Here is a 17426-nt window from a genome sequence, read left to right on the forward strand (position 1 = left end):
ATGGGGAGCATCCGGGTCGGAAGACCACAGGCGAAGCCTGACACGCCCACCCACGTCCTGGGCCTGCACCAGGGCAACAGGGGCCCGTACCAGCACCAGACCGGGCACCACGAGGACGGCACCGCCGACGCGCGCCGGTCCACCGGCATCCACTGGAAGAAGCACGACACGATCATGAAGATCATGCCGAACATTTCGCCGGGCTGAGCGGCGGCAGGGAGCGACAGATGGCAACGATGACGGCCAAACGCGTACTGACGGCTGAGGCGGTGCTCCTCGGGAGCGCGGTGCTGGGCCTGCTGCTGTGGGAGCTGCCCGGCCTGAGGCGCGAGATGAAGATCTGGCGCATGGCCGGTTCCAGCTCCGGCATCCGGCACCGCCGCTGACCGCCGAGGGGGTGTCGTTCGGATCAACGACACCCCCTGGGTCACCCGGCCGCGAGCGCGGCGCCGGCGTCGGCCAGCAGGTGCCCCACCACCGTGTGGAGCAGCGGCACGGCCCGTTCGACGGCGTCGCGCACCGGCGCGCTCAGACCGACGGTGACATCCGGGTCGTCCACGTCCGGCACCACCTGGGGCTCGCAGGCGAGGACGACGACGCGGGGCAACGGGCCCTGGCCGAGGTGCGCGGCCAGGGCCAGCACCTGCACCGGGTCCATGCCGTGCGCCTCGGGAGCGTGCCGGGCGGGATCCGCGAGGTCCGGGAGTTCGGGCTCGATCAGCGACAGCGTGCCGGGCGCCAGACCGCGCGGCGCCGCGTCGACGAACACGGCGGCGTCGCAGCCGTCGGTGAGGCGGTAGGCGAGGTCCATCCCCCGGATCCCGAAGTCCCGCACATGGACTTCCGCGGGCAGGGGCCGCCGGGTCAGTGCTTTGATCACCTCCGGGCCGAAGGCGTCGTCGCCGAGGAAGATGTTGCCGATCCCGGCGACCAGCAGGCGGGGCGCTGTCATCGGGCCTCCGCCAGCGGGCCCGGGGCGGGCGCCAGCGGCCGGGGCGAACCGCCCGGCGCCTTCCGGACGAACGCCGAGCGCAGCGCGTGGTACGGCGCCCCGGGGTCGAAGAAGACGCGGTGCATACAGGCGAGTTCCTCCTGCCGGTAGGCGGCGAGGGGCCGCCGTTCCTCGTCGCGGGAGCGTGCTTCCGCCTTGGCCGCGATCCGCTCCCGCACACCGGTCGATCCGGCGAGGCGGGCGGCGAGCCGGGTCACTTCGCCGGGGAACGCGCCCGGGGCGGCGGCCACCAGCCGGTCGGCCAGGCCAAGCCGGACCGCGGCGGCGGCGCTCACCGGCAGCGCCTCGCGGGTCAGCCGCTCGGCCGTCGCCTCGCCGACGCGCCGGGGCAGGCTGTACGTCCAGTACTCCGAGCCGTACAGGCCCATCCGCCGGTAGTGCGGGTTGAGGACGGCGCCGGAGCGGCACCAGACCTCGTCGGCCGCCAGCGCCAGCATCACGCCGCCCGCCGCGGCGTTGCCGCCGAGCGCGGCGACCACCAGCCGGTCGGTGGTCCGCAGCACCGCCTCGACCAGGTCGTTCATGGCGTTCAGATTGGCCCAGGACTCCTCCGCCGGGTCGGCGGCGGCCTCGATGACGCCCAGGTGGATGCCGTTGGAGAAGAAGTCGCGCACGCCGCCGAGGACGAGGACGGAGGTGGGCCGGGTCAGGGCGTGCCGGTAGGCGGTGAGCAGGCGGCGGCACTGGGAGGTGCTCATCGCGCCGCCCGGGAACGAGAAGGCCAGGAGGCCGACGTCGCCCTGCCGGCGGTAGCGGATGTCGCTCCAGGTGCGCCGGCCCGGGGGCGGTTCCAGGGGGGCGGGCACCTCCGGTACGTCGGGCAGCCGGTCGCCGAGGACGTCGGCCGCCGGGCGCCGGAAGGGCGCGGGGTCGCCGGAGCCGCGGCGGGGGCGGAGTTCCGGGATCCACACCGCACCGTCCCGGGTGGCCCGGCACACCGCGCCGTCGCGGGTGGCGAGCAGCTCGCCGGGGCGGCCGCGCAGCTCGTCCTCGGGGTGGCCGCCGTGCAGGAAGACCTGCTGGCCGAGGAGTTCGTCGAGGACGCCCGGCTGGGAGTCGGCGCCGCGCAGCTTGCGCAGCACGGTGGCGGTGTCGTCGTACCGCCAGTCGATGTGCCGCCGCTCCTGCCGGAAGAAGTCCCGCCAGGTGACGGAGATCCCGGGGTCGCTCTGCGGGCGGGGCTTGTGGGAGCCGCCGGCGTAGCGTTCCACCGCCAGCAGGACGGCGGTCAGCGCGGCGTCGGAGACCTCCCCCCGGTACAGGTCGCTCTTGCCGACGGGCTCCACGGTGAACGGCACCGACGCCCAGATGTCACCGGCGTCCATGCCTGCCTCGGCCTGGAGCACGGTCACCGCCCACCGCTCGGCGCCCTCGGCCACCGCCCAGTCCAGCGACGACGGGCCCCGGTCGCCGGGCGGGCCGGGGTGCACGATCAGGCAGGTGTGCTTCCGCCACACGTCCTCGGGCAGGGCCGTCCTGAGCATCGGCGCGACGATCAGCTCGGGTGCGGTGTCCCGGACGGCGGCGCGGACCGCGTCGTCGCCGTGCGAGGCGAGCACCACCTCCGTGCGGTGCCCCCGGTCGGCGAGTTCGGCGTGGACGCGCTGGCACAGGCTGTTGAAGGCGCTGGCGACGAGGAGGATGTCCATACGGCCCCAGCATCGTCCCCGGGGCATGACCCGGGAAGGACCGGGGCGGCACGGTGGGGCAAGTTCCTCCGGACGGATGCGCGCCGGGCTCCGTCGGAGGAAGCGGGCGGGTTCGCGGTCCGGATCACCTCTCGCGAACGGGCACCCTCCCGCCGGGCACGGCGGCACGACCACACCTGCCCCGGAGCCGACGCGCGCGTTCGCCACCGGTTCCAGGTCTCCGGTACCGGGCCGTGGCCGGGCGTCACCCGGTTCGCGCCACCGCGGTGGCGGATGGCGGGGTGTGTGTGGCCGCAGCTCGCCGCGTGGAATAACGGCCCCGCCCACGACGTCGGCACTACGTGTCCCTTCCACGTAGCGTGCGTTTCTCCGTCCTCGACCGCTCCCGCACCCGCGAGGGACACCCGCCCTCCGAAGCGCTGCGTGACACCGTCGCGCTGGCCCGGGCGGTGGAGGCGCTCGGCTACCACCGGTTCTGGGTCTCCGAGCACCACGGGGTGCCCGGCGTCGCCGGGTCGGCGCCGACGGTGCTGGCCGCCGCGGTGGCCGCCGCGACACGTACGATCCGGGTCGGCACGGGCGGGGTGATGCTGCCCAACCACCAGCCCCTGGTCGTCGCCGAGCAGTTCGGGGTGTTGGAGGCGCTGTTCCCGGGGCGGATCGACATGGGGCTGGGCCGCTCGGTGGGCTTCACCGACGGGGTGCGCCGTGCGCTCGGCCGCGACAGGGGCGATGCCGAGGACTTCGCGGCGCAGCTCGACGAGCTGTTGGGCTGGTTCGCGGGGACCTCCCCCACGGGTGCGCACGCCCGCCCGGCGGAGGGGCTGATGGTGCCGCCCTTCGTGCTCGCCATGGGCGAAGGCGCCGAGGTCGCGGCGCGTGCCGGGCTGCCCATGGTGATCGGCGACCTGAGGAACCGCGAGAAGATGCTGCGCGGCCTCGACCACTACCGGGCCCGCTTCCGACCCTCCGGCTGGGCGGACGAACCGTACGTGGTGGTCTCCGGCACGGTCGCGGTGGCCGCCACGCCCGAGGAGGCCCGGCGGCTGCTGGTCCCGGAGGCCTGGTCGATGGCGTACGCCCGCACGCACGGCACCTTCCCGCCCCTCGTCCCGGCCGAGGACGTCGAAGCCCGCGTGATGACCGCGAAGGAACGCGGCTTCTACGAGGCCGGGCTCGGCGGGCACGTCGCGGGGACCGAGGAGCAGGTCGCCGACGCACTGGAGACGCTCGTGAAGGAGACGGGCGCGCAGGAGGTCCTGGTCACCACCAGCACGTACGACCGCGCGGCCCTGCTCGACTCCTACCGGCGGCTCGCCCGGGTCGTAAAGTAGCCCGGATGCACAGCCCTCATGATCCGTATGTCCGTGTCCGCGGCGCCCGAGAGCACAACCTCAAGGGGGTGGACGTCGACGTTCCGCGGGACGTGGTGGCCGTGTTCACGGGTGTGTCGGGCTCGGGGAAGTCCTCGCTGGCCTTCGGCACGATCTACGCCGAGGCCCAGCGGCGCTACTTCGAGTCGGTGGCCCCCTACGCCCGCAGGCTGATCCACCAGGTCGGGGCACCGAAGGTCGGGGAGATCACCGGGCTGCCGCCCGCGGTCTCCCTCCAGCAGCGTCGCGCGGCGCCGACCTCCCGCTCCTCCGTCGGCACGGTCACGAACCTCTCCAACTCCCTGCGCATGCTGTTCTCACGCGCCGGCAGCTATCCGCCGGGCGCCGAGCGGCTCGACTCCGACGCCTTCTCCCCCAACACGGCGGCCGGCGCCTGCCCTCAGTGCCACGGGCTGGGCCGGGTGCACCGGACCAGCGAGGAGCTGCTGGTCCCCGATCCGGCGCTGTCGGTCCGGGAGGGTGCGATCGCCGCCTGGCCGGGTGCCTGGCAGGGCAAGAACCTGCGGGACATCCTCGACGCGCTCGGGTACGACGTGGACCGGCCCTGGCGTGAACTGCCCGCCGACCAGCGGGAGTGGATCCTGTTCACGGACGAGCAGCCGGTGGTGACCGTGCACCCGGTGCGGGACGCGGACCGGATCCAGCGGCCCTACCAGGGCACGTACATGAGCGCCCGCCGGTATGTGATGAAGACCTTCTCCGACTCGAAGAGCCCGACCCTGCGGGCCAAGGCGGAACGCTTCCTGACCAGCGCACCGTGCCCGGCCTGCGGCGGCAGCAGGCTGCGGCCCGAGGCCCTGGCCGTGACCTTCGCGGGCCGCACGATCGCCCAGCTCGCCGCGCTGCCGCTGACGGAGCTGGCCGGCCTGCTCACCGGCGCCTCCGAGACCGCCCGGGTCCTCACCGAGGACCTGAAAGCGCGGATCGCTCCGGTCGTCGAGCTGGGCCTCGGCTATCTGAGTCTCGACCGGTCCACACCGACCCTGTCGGCAGGCGAGCTGCAGCGGCTGCGGCTCGCCACCCAGCTGCGCTCCGGGCTGTTCGGAGTGGTGTACGTCCTGGACGAGCCGTCGGCGGGACTGCATCCCGCGGACACCGAGGCCCTGCTGACGGTGCTGGCCCGGCTGAAGCGGGCCGGCAACTCGGTGTTCGTCGTGGAGCACCATCTCGACGTGGTCCGCGGTGCCGACTGGCTGGTGGACGTCGGCCCGCGCGCGGGCGAGCACGGTGGACAGGTGCTGCACAGCGGCCCGGTCGCGGACCTGGCCTCGGTCGAGGAGTCGGCGACCGCCCGTTTCCTCTTCCGCGAGGCCCCCGCACCCGAGCGCCGGGCGCGCGCCGCGCGCGGCTGGCTGGAGGTCGGCCCGGTGACCCGGCACAACCTGCGCGGTGTGACCGCCGAGTTCCCGCTCGGCGCGTTCACCGCCGTCACCGGCGTGTCCGGCTCCGGGAAGTCCACCCTGATCGGCGCGATCACCGAGGAACTCCCCGGCGTCGGACGGCTCGTCTGCGTCGACCAGAAGCCGATCGGTCGCACCCCGCGCTCGAACCTGGCCACCTACACCGGTCTGTTCGACGTGGTGCGGAAGGTCTTCGCCGCCACCGACGAGGCCCGGAAGCGGCGCTACGGCGTCGGCCGGTTCTCCTTCAACGTGCCGGGAGGACGCTGCGAGACCTGCCAGGGCGAGGGCTTCGTGAGCGTGGAACTGCTGTTCCTGCCGAGCACGTACGCGCCGTGCCCGGACTGCGGCGGGGCGCGCTACAACCCCGAGACGCTTCAGGTCGCGTACCGGGGACGGAACATCGCCCAGGTGCTCGACCTGACGGTGGAGGGCGCGGCGGAGTTCTTCGCGGACGTCCCGGCGGCGGACCGCAGCCTGCGCACCCTGCTCGACGTGGGCCTCGGCTACCTGCGTCTGGGGCAGCCCGCGACGGAGCTGTCCGGCGGGGAGGCCCAGCGCATCAAGCTCGCCGGAGAACTGCAGCGCGGCCGCCGCGGCCACACCCTGTACCTGCTGGACGAGCCGACCACCGGGCTGCATCCGGCCGACGTCGAGGTGCTGATGCGCCAGTTGCACGGGCTGGTCGACGCCGGGCACACCGTGGTGGTCGTCGAGCACGACATGAGCGTGGTCGCGGACGCCGACCGGGTGATCGACCTGGGTCCGGGCGGCGGCGACGCGGGCGGGCGGATCGTGGCGGCGGGCACCCCGGCGGAGGTGGCACGGGCGGCGGGCAGCGCGACGGCCCCGTATCTGGCCCGCGAGCTGACGGGTGCCCGCTGATTCTCAGGCGGCTTCGGCGATCCCGCGTACCAGGGCCGCGTGGGTCCAGGCGGGCTCGGCGGCCAGTGGCTGGGCGGCACGGGCCAGTGAGCGGCGGTCGGGATGGCTGCCCGGTTCGATGACCGGGCGCACCTCCACCTCGGCGACCAGACCGCGTGCCGACACCACCCGCCACACCGAGGCGAGCAGGGTGTCCTCGCCGACGAAGGCCGGAGTGGTGGTGGCCGGCCCGCCTGCGAGGCGGTAGCCGACGCGGACCGGCTGGACCGGTACGCCCGCGTCGATGGCCGCCTGGAACACGGCCCGGTGGAAGCGGCCCTGGGCGCGCCCGCACCAGGTGCTCCCCTCGGGGAAGGCCACGACGGCCGCCCCGGCCTGGAGTGCCCGGGCGATGCGGGCGACCGTGTCCGGCAGGGCGCGCAGCCGGTCCCGCTCGATGAACAGGGCGCCGGCCCGGGCCACCAGCGGGCCCGCCACCGGCCAGCGCCGTATCTCCGTCTTGGCGAGCATGCGTGCCGGGCGCACGGCGGCCAGCAGCGGGATGTCCAGCCAGGAGATGTGGTTGGCGACGAGCAGCACCCCGCCCGTGGGCGCGGCGGCACCGGTGATCCGCAGCCGCACTCCGGCGGCCCGGACGACCGCCCGGCACCACCGCCTGACCCACTCGGCGGGGATCCTCCCGGCGAGCGGGACCAGCGCGATCCCGGCCAGCAGCAGGGCGGTGACCCCCGCCAGCCGCAGCACGGCACGCGGTACGGCCTTCGCGGACCCCACCCGCTCGACGCACGCCCCCGGGGTGCAGGGCGCGCCGGGCAGCCAGACGCTCATCAGGCGGGGACGAGGGAGAGGAAGTGCCGCAGGTAGCGCGGGTTGACCCGGCGCATCGACAGCAGCACGTACAGGTCGGCGACCCCGAAGTCCGGATCGTGCGCGGGTTCCCCGCACACCCAGGCGCCGAGGCGGAGGTAGCCGCGCAGCAGGGCCGGGAGTTCCAGGCGGGAGGCCGGGGCCGGCTCGTTCGGCACCCACGGCAGCAGCGGCCGTACCCGGAACTCCTCCGGAGCCATGTGCTTGGCACGTACCCGGTCCCAGGTGGCTGAGGCGAGGGTGCCGCCGTCGGTCAGCGGGATCGAGCAGCAGCCGGCCAGCCACTCGTGGCCCCGGTCGACCATGTAGCGGGCGATGCCGGCCCAGATCAGGCCGATCACCGCGCCGTCGCGGTGGTCGGGGTGCACGCAGGACCGGCCGACCTCGACCAGGCCGGGCCGGATGCCGTCCAGCGGGGCGAGGTCGAACTCGCCCTCGGAGTACAGCCGGCCGGCGACGGCCGCCCGCTCCGGCGGCAGCAGCCGGTAGGTGCCGACGACCTGCCCGGTCAGGGTGTCGTGCACGAGCAGGTGGTCGCAGTAGGCGTCGAAGGCGTCGATGTCGAGACCGGGCTGCGGGCCGGCCAGCAGGGCGCCCATCTCCCCGGCGAAGACGTCGTGGCGCAGCCGCTGCGCGGCCCGCACGTCGGCCTCGTCACGGGCCAGGGTCACGGTGTAGCGGACGGGTGCGGCGGGCTGCGGAGCGCGATCGAGCGTGATGGCGCCGGTCATGGCTGTCTCCTGGTGACGGGCCGGGTCGGCGAGGACGGCGGGCGGACCGCTCGGACGCGGCCCGCCCCTCAAGTTCTTCCGACACCGGTGGCGCCCGCGTGACCGCGGCCGGGAGAGCGGATGTGCGGCTGTTGAACGCCGCACGTCGTGAACCGGCGCTACCGCTTCGCCGCCTTCCGGGTGGCCCGCAGCCATTCCTTGTTCATGCCGGTGATGGACATCAGGGGAATGCCCTTGGGGCAGGCGGTGGCGCACTCTCCCGCCAGGGTGCAGCCGCCGAAGCCCTCTTCGTCCATCTGGGCCACCATGTCGAGCACCCGCGTCTCCCGCTCGGGCGCGCCCTGCGGCAGCACGTTCAGGTGGTTGATCTTGGCGGAGGTGAACAGCATCGCCGCCCCGTTCGGGCACGCGGCCACGCACGCCCCGCAGCCGATGCACTCCGCGTGTTCGAACGCGAAGTCGGCGTCCGGCTTGGGCACCGGCGTGGCGTGCGCCTCCGGCGCGGCACCGGTCGGTGCGGTGATGTAACCGCCGGCCTGGATGATCCGGTCGAAGGCCGACCGGTCCACGACCAGATCCTTGATCACCGGGAAGGCCGCGGCCCGCCACGGTTCGATGTCGATCGTGTCGCCGTCCTGGAAGGACCGCATGTGCAGCTGGCAGGTGGTGGTGCGTTCGGGGCCGTGCGCCTCGCCGTTGATGACGAGGGAGCAGGCGCCGCAGATGCCCTCGCGGCAGTCGTGGTCGAAGGCGACCGGGTCCTCGCCCTTGAGGATGAGCTCCTCGTTGAGGGTGTCGAGCATCTCCAGGAAGGACATGTCGCAGGAGATGCCGTCCACCTCGTACGTGGACATGGCGCCTTCGGCGTGGGCGTCGCGCTGCCGCCAGACGCGCAGGGTGAGCTTCATGCGTAGCTCCGCTGGGTGGGGTGGACGTACTCGAAGACCAGGTCTTCTCGGTGCAGGATCGGGGCTTCGCCCGTGAACTCCCAGGCGGCCGCGTAGGAGAACTCGTCGTCCTTGCGGGCGGCCTCGCCGTCGGGGGTCTGGGACTCCTCGCGGAAGTGGCCGCCGCAGGACTCGGTGCGGTGCAGGGCGTCGAGGCACATCAGCTCGGCGAGCTCCAGGTAGTCGACGATCCGGTTGGCCTTCTCCAGCGACTGGTTGAACTCCTCGCCGGTGCCGGGCACCTTGATCCGGCGCCAGAATTCCTCGCGGATCTGCGGGATCCGCTCCAGGGCCTTGCGCAGTCCCGCGTCGGTGCGGGCCATGCCGCAGAACTCCCACATGAGTTCGCCGAGTTCGCGGTGGAAGGAGTCGGGGGTGCGGTCGCCGTCCACGGCCAGGAGCAGATTGAGGCGGTCCTCGGTCTCGGCGAGCGCCTCCTGCACGACGGGGTGTCCGGCGGTCACCGTCTCCTGGTGCGGGTTGCGGGCCAGGTAGTCGTTGATCGTCGCCGGGAGCACGAAGTAGCCGTCGGCGAGGCCCTGCATCAGCGCGGACGCGCCGAGCCGGTTGGCGCCGTGGTCGGAGAAGTTGGCCTCGCCGATCGCGAACAGCCCGGGGATCGTGGTCTGCAGGTCGTAGTCGACCCACAGGCCGCCCATCGTGTAGTGCACGGCGGGGTAGATCCGCATCGGCACCTCGTACGGATCCTCGTCGGTGATCCGCTGGTACATGTCGAAGAGGTTGCCGTACCTGGCCTCGACCGCCTTTCGGCCCATGCGCTCGATGGCGTCGGCGAAGTCGAGGTAGACGCCCTGTCCGCCGGGGCCCACTCCCCTGCCCTCGTCGCAGACGTTCTTCGCGGCGCGGGAGGCGATGTCACGCGGGACCAGGTTGCCGAAGGACGGGTAGAGGCGCTCCAGGTAGTAGTCGCGCTCGTCCTCGGGGATCTCGCCCGGCGGCCGGCTGTCGCCCTTGGCCCTGGGCACCCAGATCCGGCCGTCGTTGCGCAGCGACTCGCTCATCAGGGTGAGCTTGGACTGGTGGTCGCCGGTGCGGGGGATGCAGGTGGGGTGGATCTGCGTGAAGCACGGGTTGGCGAAGTAGGCGCCGCGCCGGTGGGCCCGCCAGATCGCGGTGGCGTTGGAGTTCATGGCGTTCGTCGACAGGTAGAAGACGTTGCCGTAGCCGCCGGTCGCGAGGACGACGGCGTCCGCGAAGTACGTGGAGATCTTTCCGGTGATCAGGTCACGGGCCACGATGCCCCGGGCCCGCCCGTCGACGACGATCAGGTCGAGCATCTCGGTGCGCGGGTGCATCTCGACGTTGCCCGCGGCGATCTGCCTGGACAGTGCCTGGTAGGCGCCGAGCAGCAGTTGCTGGCCCGTCTGGCCGCGGGCGTAGAAGGTGCGCGAGACCTGGACGCCGCCGAAGGAGCGGGTGTCGAGCAGACCGCCGTACTCGCGGGCGAAGGGCACGCCCTGTGCCACGCACTGGTCGATGATCTCCACCGAGATCTGCGCGAGGCGGTGGACGTTGGACTCCCGCGCCCGGAAGTCGCCGCCCTTGACGGTGTCGTAGAACAGGCGGTGGATCGAGTCGCCGTCGTTGCGGTAGTTCTTCGCCGCGTTGATACCCCCTTGCGCGGCGATCGAGTGGGCGCGGCGCGGGGAGTCCTGGTAGCAGAACTGGACGACGCGGTAGCCCTGTTCGGCGAGCGTGGCACCCGCGGAGCCGCCCGCGAGGCCGGTGCCCACCACGATGACCGTGTGCTTGCGGCGGTTCGCGGGGTTGACCAGTTTGGCCTCGAAGCGGCGCTTGTCCCAGCGCTCGCCGACCGGTCCGGACGGCGCCCTGGTGTCGGCGACGGGTTCGCCGGTGACGTAATCGGTGTAGGTCATGTCAGCTCACCACTCCGGTCATGACGCCCACGGGTACGGCGACGAAGCCGGCCGTGAGCAGCAGCGCGAGGACGTCGGCGACGGTCTTCAGGGCCCGGTCGCGGCTGCGGCTGCCGACGCCGAGGGTCTGGGCGGCGCTCCAGAAGCCGTGCCGGATGTGCAGGCCGAGCGCCAGCATCGCGACGATGTAGATGACGTTGCCGTACCAGGTGGAGAAGGTGTCCACCACGTTCTGGTACGGGTGGCCCGCCTGGAAGCCTCCGGAGTGCACGGTGCCGGTGGTCAGGTCCAGGATGTGCCAGACGATGAACAGCCCGAGGATGATCCCGCCCCAGCGCATGGTGCGCGTCGCGTAGCTCGCCCGGGGCCTCGTGTGCACGTACTTGCTGGGGCGCGCCCTGAGGTCGCGGCGGCTGAGCTGGTACGCGCAGACGGCGTGTGCGACGACGGCGGCGATCAGCACGACGCGGATCAGCCACAGCGTCCACTCGTAGTGCATGAAGGGCTCACCGACGGTGCGCAGCCAGTGCGCGTAGTGGTTGAACTCCTCGGGCCCGAAGAAGATCTTCAGGTTGCCGATCACATGGGCCCCCAGGTACAGCAGCATGATCACGCCGCTGACGGCCATCACCGTCTTCTTGCCGACGGTGGAGTCCCACACGGTGCGCGCCATGGACGGCCGTCGGTCCGTCCGCGTTGCCAGAGCCATGGCTCAAGACGCTAGGGCCGGACGGCCCCATCGGTCCAAGACATGCTCCGGCTCGTTTCGATAGGCGCAGACTATGCTGGCTGTGTGCAGTTCCAGCAGCTCCAGTACTTCGTCGCGGTCGCCGAGACCCGGCACTTCACCCGCGCCGCCGATCTGGTCCACGTGTCACAGCCCTCGCTCTCGCAGCAGATCAAGGCACTGGAGCGGGAGCTCGGGGCGGACCTGTTCCAGCGGGCGCGGGGCAACATCACGCTGACGGACGCGGGCGAGGCGCTGCTGCCGCTGGCCCGGCGGATCCTGGCCGACGCGGACACCGCCCGGCACGAAGTGCAGGAGCTGGTGCAGCTGCGCGGCGGCCGGGTCCGGCTCGGCGCCACACCGAGCCTGTGCACCGGTCTGCTGCCGGACGTGCTGCGCGCCTTCCACGACCGCTATCCCGGCATCCGGCTGCTGGTGGAGGAGGGCGGCTCCCACGACCTGGTACGGGAACTCGCGCGCGGCGCGCTGGACCTCGCCCTGGTCGTGCTCCCGCTGCCGACGCCGTCGCCCGCCCTGACCACGGTGGAGCTGCTGCGCGAGGACCTGGTGGTCGTGTCGTCACCGGAGGCGCCGGCACCGGGCCGGGGCGGCCGGCAGGTGCGCATCGCCGACCTGGAGGGTGAGCGGCTGGTGATGTTCCGGCACGGCTACGACCTGCGGGAGCTGACCGTGGCCGCGTGCCGCTCCGCGGGGTTCGAGCCGGACTTCGCGGTGGAGGGGGGCGAGATGGACGCCGTCCTGGGATTCGTACGGGCGGGGCTGGGGGTTGCGGTGGTACCGCGCATGGTCGCGACAAAGTCCCGGCGGGAGCTACGGGTCACTCCGTTGGGGCGGCCGGGGCTGGCCCGGACGATCGCGCTGGCGCACCGCAGCGATGTGGCTCCGCCTCGGGCGGCTCGGGAGTTGCAGCGGATGCTGCTCGAGCGGTGAGCCGGTGCCGCATGAGGCAGCGGCTCCGACCACGCCAGCCGCCAAAGGGCAAGGCAGCATGATTCGCCGCTACATCATCTGGCGGCACAAGCGCACCGTCGCCGAACGGCTTCGCGACGTGATCGACGGGGCGAGCGTGGCTTGATGCAGGAGTAGACGACTTCGCGGTCTCAGGGAGCGCCCCCCGCAACGAGCTGGACAGCCGCGGCTCAAGAGTCACACCGCCACCCGCATGGCCGGCCGCCGCGTGCGCCGAGGCGGATCTCCGGCGGGGTGGCGATTTCCGACGGCGGAACATCGTCCCGCCAGGCTCACATGTCACCCAACCCGCCCACCCACGTCAGGCACTCGAATGACAATCGGAAGTTTGTGCACGACGGGTGCCGCGTGGTGCGCCTGAGTCAAATGAACTCGCTCTTGCCTCCCAGTACCCACGTGGGCATCCCTTCCATCCGCGCCGCCCCGAACTAGGCCACCACCTGCGCGAATTCACCCTTGACCCGGCCGCGAATCACAGTGGCCAGGTGGTTGTGCGCGCGGAATGCCGACAGCTCGAACGAGCCCTTCCAATCCGTTCTGACGCGATACGGCAACGCCACCGCGCGCGGTACGATGCCGCCCCGCCGTGCGTTGTTGGGAGACTTCCGTGTCAGCAAGCAAGATCCGCTTACCAGGATTGTCCAGGTCCGATGCCCTTGAGCTGGGCGAGTTCGTCGACCGCGAGGCGATCGTATTCCGCAACGATCCCGTGCCAGAGGGAAGCTTCGGCGATCTCGGCATGGTGACTGTTGAGTTGGTCGCTTCCGCCATCGCGCTCAAGGGGATGGTCAGCTACCTGGTGTACCGCCACCGGGGCAAGTCGTTCGAGCAGGTTGTCGAGATCGAGCATCCCGATGGCCGGGTTGAGCGGAGGACCGTGAAGTGGCGGGACACGTCAAGCGAGCCCATCGACTCCGCGTTGGCGAAGGAACTCGGCTCCGCCACCGGAATCCCTTGGAACAAGATGGTCGGTGACGAGAACTGAGCGAGCACTTCGCGTCGGCGCTGAGCGGGCGCAGCTTCATCAACCCCATCACCAATGAGACCGCCATCTCGTCCTTCCGGGCAGGCAAGCACGTCCAGGGCGTGATCCAACGGCACATCTCGCCCGACTGCCTGCCGGCTTTCCTGCACGAGGCGACCCACCACTGGTGCTTCATGAACGCTGTCGGCATGGCGGTCAGCCTGCTGCACCAGCGCGCGCTGACCGATGCCGCGGCTTACCGCGGTGGGGGTCGGGACAAGGATCTCGCGCGCCGGATCACCGGTGCCATGATGCGGTACGAGGCCTTCATCGCGCTCCAGCGCCCGCTCGCCGAGGGACTGGCACTGTTTGCCGAGTTCGACCTGTCGTCGCACGGCACGCTGCCCCGGCTGTGCCCGGTGTTGGCCCGGGTCGCCGACTACTTCAGCCCCGGCGTGATCGCATCCTTCGAACCGGAGGAGCACCGGGACGCGGTGACCCGCAACATGCTCGACTTCGTCCTCGGTTCGACGCGTCGACAGCAGCAGGTCGTGACCCGCCGCCTCGATGTCCTCATCCAGTCGACCGACCCCGAGGGTGGCGGCTATCTGCCCGGCTATCTCCTGGTGAAGGCGCTGTGGAGCGCCAGCATGGGCGTCGACGCCCGCCTTGGCGACCCCGAGCTGTTCTTCTCCTACGCTATCGAATACTTGTACACCGACCTCGGGTTGATCGCCCATCTGCTCGACGAGGACGACAGCCAACATGCGGTCGACCAGATGATCGAGTACTTCGTGCGGCGGGTGATCGACTTCGGCCGCGCGGACCACGCCGCGAACCTCGACGAGTTCCTCGCGAGCAACCGGGACCGGAAGATGTACACGGAGTTCGACGCGTGGGCGCGCCACTGCAACCGGCGATGGGAGGTCGACGACGCCACCGCCGACCTGGGTGCGGACCGGCTCATCGCGCTGCACGACGAGACGCTTGAACGCGCTTCGGACGAGGACCTCGTCCGGAACATCGCGCTGATGTTCCAGCGCACGGTGCTGTCACTCGGCCGTCACCCGGTCACGGTCGCCGTCGGCGAGCGCGACCGGTACACAGTCAAGGACGGCGAACAGGTGGTCATGACCGGCACGTACGCGTTCGGACTGCCCATCGGGACGGTGGTCGACGGGCACGTCAACGTCTCCATCGACGCCTACAATGGCTGCGCCGCCATCGAGCTGTCGATAGGCGACGACACGCCCGTGTACTGGTTCTCAGACGACGCGAGCGAGGACTGGCGGCACTCCTTCCACAGTACGCGGGCCGCCCTGTCCCGGGCGGAGGGTGAGGCTCAGGAACTGCTCACGCTGCTGCGCGACGTCGCCAGGCAGGCGTCCGGCGTGATCTATCCGCTGGAGATCGCGCGGGATCGCGCCACCGTCGCCACCGAGGTGTTCACCCACCTGGCGGCCGGGGTACTCACCGCGGCGATGGAGCAGCGCGCTCCCGACCTCGATGCGGTGGCCAAGTCCGTCACGCTCCTCACGCCTGCCGGGCTGGCCGGTGTGTTCGACCGCATCCGCTACGTCCGCGCGCTGGCCTGGGGCGGCCTGGTGATGTCCACCGGCGCGCTGCCAGACCTGGACACCGCGCGCCGGTTGTTCGAGGAGGACCGCGACCTTCACGGCGTCGCCGAGACGTTCGACGAAACGATGGACCTGATCCGCCGCACCGGCTTCGACAAGCTCGGCAACCCCCTCTTCACTGTCCGCGACGGAAGGCCCATGTTCATTCTGTAGGCCAGTCCAGATCGAGCAAGGACCTGGTGTCACCGAAACGAAACCCGGTCGCGGCGATGGCCTCCAGCCGGTCGTCCAGCACCGCGTGATCCGACTGCCGGGTCAGCAGGCTATGGATGCGGGGTGAACGCTCAGCTGCCTCGACCCCTTCCCCGATCGCGGAGGTCGCTCCCCTGATCACCCGGGCCAGGGCGTCTTTCAGCTCGCTCTCGCTCGCGCGCGGGCTCACGATCGTGGCAACACAGCCGCCCTTCACACCGTCAACGGGGTCGGTGACCAACGTGATCCCGAGATCGGAGAGATCACCTCTCTGCCCATTGACCACCATGTGCGCGAAGGACGTCCAGTGCTTCACCAACTCCATGGCCAACTGCTCGTCGGCGCCCTCCCGCATCACGGTCAATGTCGAGTCGAAAGCATTGCCGCAGCAGGCCAGTAACAGGGACATGGAAGACGTGATTCTGGCGTGGTAAAGAACCAAGGCCGGCAAACCAGGACGTAGTCGCCATTCGATCTCGTTGAGTGCACCGGGCCGCTCCCGCAACCACAGCTGCCCCGCGAATCGCTCAGCGGACGGCGGACCCGAGAAATGATCGGCGAACAGACGCATTGCAGTACCTTCCCAGAGGTTTACCGGTGTCGGGCGTGGTTCATCACATCAGATCCTCGAATTTAGTGGAGGTGTGCTTTTCATCGGCCATGGCGGATGGTTGCAAACCTTCGCGCATTGGCGCGTGCCGGGGGCGTGAGGCGGCGACTTTGCACGCCGTCACCGGCTGTATCGTCCTTCAGCTCAGTGTCGTTGGTGGTGATACTGGTCGTCCTCCGGGCCGGGTGGGTTGTGACCTCAGTCGAACGGACCGCGTATCCGCGGTTCAGGTGGTGCCATCAGACGGCCGGATCGGCTGTTGCTCGTCATGAGCCGTCACCCCCGCGAGTAGCTGTCGGGCGAACGTCGCTGCAATCTGTGACGTCCCCCGTTCCGGAGGGCCATCGCAGTAACTGCCGGAATTCTCGCTACATCGTCTGGCGGGTCCGCCACGCCACGGATGAGCGCCTACGTGAAGTCATCGGCACGGGCGAACATCGCCTGACGCGGCACTAGGTGTGCTGTCCGGACAGGTTGGTGACGCGGCTGGCTGGGGTGTGGCCGCTGATTCCGATGTGGGGTCGGTGGTAGTTGTACCAGTCCAGCCAGTCCGGGAATGCGGCCTGTCGCTCGGTGTCTGAGGTGTAGGGCCGGATGTGGGCCCATTCGTCGAGCAGGGTGCGGGGGCGGCCGAGGGGCCCGCGGACCCGTATCTTGTTGAGCACGGGGATGAACTGCGGACTGTCTGCGGCCTGGCCCGCGGTCAGGACGAATGCCAGCGGGCGGCACTTGCGGTCAGCGGCGAGGTGGACCTTGCTGGTCTGCCCGCCCCTGGAGCGTCCCAGGAGGGCGGCCTTCAGACGGAGTCTGCGTCGGCGCCGGGTGCGTCGTCGCTCCTCCCGCTCCGGATCTGCTTCGGCTTCCTGCCCGTTTCGTTCTTCGGAGCCGCCCCTTTTGGCCTGGCCTTCTCCTCCTCGGCCGCGGCCTTCTCCAGGGCGGTGAGCACGTCCTGGTCCACGTGCATCCCGGCGGCGTCGTGGTGAGCGCGCGCGGTGGTGGAGTCGATGCTGACCAGGGACAGATCCACCTCACCCCGCTTCGCCGCTTCCGCGATCAGGCCCTCCAGCAGGGCCGCGAAGACACCGGCGTCGCGTCACTGCCGGAAGCGGTTGTGGACGGTTGGCCAGGCACCGAACTCCTGCGGCATCTCCCGCCACTGTCCGCCGGTCCTGAACCGCCAGATCACACCCTCGAACTGCTGCCGCAGCCGCTCGGGATACGGGCCGTACTCACCGATCGGCAGGTACGGCCCGATGGACTCCCATTCACTGTCCGTCAGTTGAACTCGTGTCACGCAAGAAGATCTACCGGTTCAGGCCCGCCGCGAGGGCGATTCCCGCAGATCGATCACGACCCGATACGCACCCTTGCTGCGGACGCTTCGGGTCCCGCGCGCGGCACGCACCTTTCCTTCGCCCCGCCGCGGTGTTCTCCATGATCGGGTCCGTCGTTATTCCGGCCCGCGAACGCGGGGGCGATGCCACGATGAAGGCACCGCGCCCGCGGCTGCGACCGTTCAAAGG

General features: G+C 71.1%; 15 protein-coding genes and 1 pseudogene. 7 read left to right on the top strand and 9 right to left on the bottom strand.

Features of this window, described 5'->3' with window-relative positions; genetic code table 11:
• Both ACFY0F_RS05630 and ACFY0F_RS05635 read left to right on the top strand, forming a co-directional pair.
• Entirely contained in the window at positions 1-207 is a 207-nt protein-coding gene (locus ACFY0F_RS05630) for a hypothetical protein (protein ID WP_388789409.1), read from the top strand.
• Between the two features lie 20 nt (positions 208-227).
• Positions 228-386 (top strand): hypothetical protein, encoded by a 159-nt coding sequence (locus ACFY0F_RS05635; RefSeq protein ID WP_388789412.1) that lies wholly within the window; start codon positions 228-230, stop codon positions 384-386.
• A gap of 41 nt (positions 387-427) precedes the next feature.
• On the opposite strand, the gene ACFY0F_RS05640 is transcribed toward ACFY0F_RS05635, so the two are convergent.
• Together ACFY0F_RS05640 and ACFY0F_RS05645 are read right to left on the bottom strand one after the other, a co-directional pair.
• Entirely contained in the window at positions 428-952 is a 525-nt protein-coding gene (locus tag ACFY0F_RS05640; RefSeq protein WP_388789415.1) for a hydrogenase maturation protease, read from the bottom strand.
• Entirely contained in the window at positions 949-2661 is a 1713-nt protein-coding gene (locus tag ACFY0F_RS05645) for a hydrogenase maturation protein (RefSeq protein WP_388789417.1), read from the bottom strand. The genes ACFY0F_RS05640 and ACFY0F_RS05645 overlap by 4 nt, the downstream gene beginning before the upstream one ends.
• A gap of 341 nt (positions 2662-3002) precedes the next feature.
• On the opposite strand from ACFY0F_RS05645, the gene ACFY0F_RS05650 reads away from it, so the two are divergent.
• Positions 3003-3995, top strand: coding sequence for an LLM class flavin-dependent oxidoreductase (locus ACFY0F_RS05650; RefSeq protein WP_388789420.1), 993 nt, complete (start codon positions 3003-3005; stop codon positions 3993-3995).
• A gap of 5 nt (positions 3996-4000) precedes the next feature.
• Complete coding sequence (locus ACFY0F_RS05655) at positions 4001-6340, top strand: ATP-binding cassette domain-containing protein (RefSeq protein WP_388789422.1); 2340 nt, start codon at positions 4001-4003, stop codon at positions 6338-6340.
• 3 nt (positions 6341-6343) lie between these two features.
• On the opposite strand, the gene ACFY0F_RS05660 is transcribed toward ACFY0F_RS05655, so the two are convergent.
• The 5 genes from ACFY0F_RS05660 to ACFY0F_RS05680 all read right to left on the bottom strand — a co-directional run bounded on the left by ACFY0F_RS05660 (position 6344) and on the right by ACFY0F_RS05680 (position 11492).
• Positions 6344-7168: a lysophospholipid acyltransferase family protein gene (locus ACFY0F_RS05660; RefSeq protein WP_388789425.1), complete on the bottom strand. Its 825-nt coding sequence runs from the start codon at positions 7166-7168 to the stop codon at positions 6344-6346.
• Positions 7168-7938, bottom strand: coding sequence for a GNAT family N-acetyltransferase (locus tag ACFY0F_RS05665; RefSeq protein WP_388789427.1), 771 nt, complete (start codon positions 7936-7938; stop codon positions 7168-7170). The genes ACFY0F_RS05660 and ACFY0F_RS05665 overlap by 1 nt, the downstream gene beginning before the upstream one ends.
• A gap of 158 nt (positions 7939-8096) precedes the next feature.
• A complete protein-coding gene (locus ACFY0F_RS05670) occupies positions 8097-8846 on the bottom strand; it encodes a succinate dehydrogenase/fumarate reductase iron-sulfur subunit (protein ID WP_388789430.1) in 750 nt (249 codons plus the stop codon).
• A complete protein-coding gene (locus ACFY0F_RS05675; protein WP_388789432.1) occupies positions 8843-10783 on the bottom strand; it encodes a fumarate reductase/succinate dehydrogenase flavoprotein subunit in 1941 nt (646 codons plus the stop codon). Before ACFY0F_RS05675 ends, ACFY0F_RS05670 begins: the two co-directional genes overlap by 4 nt.
• Before the next feature lies 1 nt (position 10784).
• Entirely contained in the window at positions 10785-11492 is a 708-nt protein-coding gene (locus tag ACFY0F_RS05680) for a succinate dehydrogenase (protein WP_388789434.1), read from the bottom strand.
• A gap of 84 nt (positions 11493-11576) precedes the next feature.
• Between ACFY0F_RS05680 and ACFY0F_RS05685 the strand changes: the two genes are divergently transcribed.
• The 3 genes from ACFY0F_RS05685 (at position 11577) to ACFY0F_RS05695 (ending at position 15254) form a co-directional block, all read left to right on the top strand.
• Positions 11577-12461, top strand: a complete 885-nt coding sequence (locus ACFY0F_RS05685; protein WP_388789437.1) for a LysR family transcriptional regulator — start codon at positions 11577-11579, stop codon at positions 12459-12461.
• Between the two features lie 646 nt (positions 12462-13107).
• The gene (locus tag ACFY0F_RS05690) at positions 13108-13485 is read left to right on the top strand and encodes a hypothetical protein (RefSeq protein WP_388789439.1); all 378 of its coding nucleotides are present in this window, start codon (positions 13108-13110) and stop codon (positions 13483-13485) included.
• A gap of 101 nt (positions 13486-13586) precedes the next feature.
• Positions 13587-15254 (top strand): hypothetical protein, encoded by a 1668-nt coding sequence (locus ACFY0F_RS05695; protein WP_388789442.1) that lies wholly within the window; start codon positions 13587-13589, stop codon positions 15252-15254.
• Here the strand turns inward: ACFY0F_RS05695 and ACFY0F_RS05700 are convergent.
• Together ACFY0F_RS05700 and ACFY0F_RS05705 are read right to left on the bottom strand one after the other, a co-directional pair.
• Positions 15244-15864: a hypothetical protein gene (locus tag ACFY0F_RS05700; RefSeq protein ID WP_388789444.1), complete on the bottom strand. Its 621-nt coding sequence runs from the start codon at positions 15862-15864 to the stop codon at positions 15244-15246. The two genes, ACFY0F_RS05695 and ACFY0F_RS05700, sit on opposite strands and share 11 nt — an antisense overlap.
• Positions 15865-16355: 491 nt before the next feature.
• Positions 16356-17197: pseudogene (locus ACFY0F_RS05705) on the bottom strand (transposase).
• Positions 17198-17426: the final 229 nt, after the last annotated feature.

Source organism: Streptomyces sp. NPDC001544 (assembly GCF_042894285.1).
Lineage (GTDB): Bacteria > Actinomycetota > Actinomycetes > Streptomycetales > Streptomycetaceae > Streptomyces.

What these genes read in the sequence shown, in the direction of transcription:
- ACFY0F_RS05640 (WP_388789415.1), bottom strand. Translation starts at nt 952, where the DNA reads ATGACAGCGCCCCGCCTGCTGGTCGCCGGGATCGGCAACATCTTCCTC.
- ACFY0F_RS05660 (WP_388789425.1), bottom strand. Translation starts at nt 7,168, where the DNA reads ATGAGCGTCTGGCTGCCCGGCGCGCCCTGCACCCCGGGGGCGTGCGTC.
- ACFY0F_RS05700 (WP_388789444.1), bottom strand. Translation starts at nt 15,864, where the DNA reads ATGCGTCTGTTCGCCGATCATTTCTCGGGTCCGCCGTCCGCTGAGCGA.
- ACFY0F_RS05635 (WP_388789412.1), top strand. Translation starts at nt 228, where the DNA reads ATGGCAACGATGACGGCCAAACGCGTACTGACGGCTGAGGCGGTGCTC.
- ACFY0F_RS05630 (WP_388789409.1), top strand. Translation starts at nt 1, where the DNA reads ATGGGGAGCATCCGGGTCGGAAGACCACAGGCGAAGCCTGACACGCCC.
- ACFY0F_RS05680 (WP_388789434.1), bottom strand. Translation starts at nt 11,492, where the DNA reads ATGGCTCTGGCAACGCGGACGGACCGACGGCCGTCCATGGCGCGCACC.
- ACFY0F_RS05670 (WP_388789430.1), bottom strand. Translation starts at nt 8,846, where the DNA reads ATGAAGCTCACCCTGCGCGTCTGGCGGCAGCGCGACGCCCACGCCGAA.
- ACFY0F_RS05675 (WP_388789432.1), bottom strand. Translation starts at nt 10,783, where the DNA reads ATGACCTACACCGATTACGTCACCGGCGAACCCGTCGCCGACACCAGG.
- ACFY0F_RS05645 (WP_388789417.1), bottom strand. Translation starts at nt 2,661, where the DNA reads ATGGACATCCTCCTCGTCGCCAGCGCCTTCAACAGCCTGTGCCAGCGC.
- ACFY0F_RS05655 (WP_388789422.1), top strand. Translation starts at nt 4,001, where the DNA reads ATGCACAGCCCTCATGATCCGTATGTCCGTGTCCGCGGCGCCCGAGAG.
- ACFY0F_RS05665 (WP_388789427.1), bottom strand. Translation starts at nt 7,938, where the DNA reads ATGACCGGCGCCATCACGCTCGATCGCGCTCCGCAGCCCGCCGCACCC.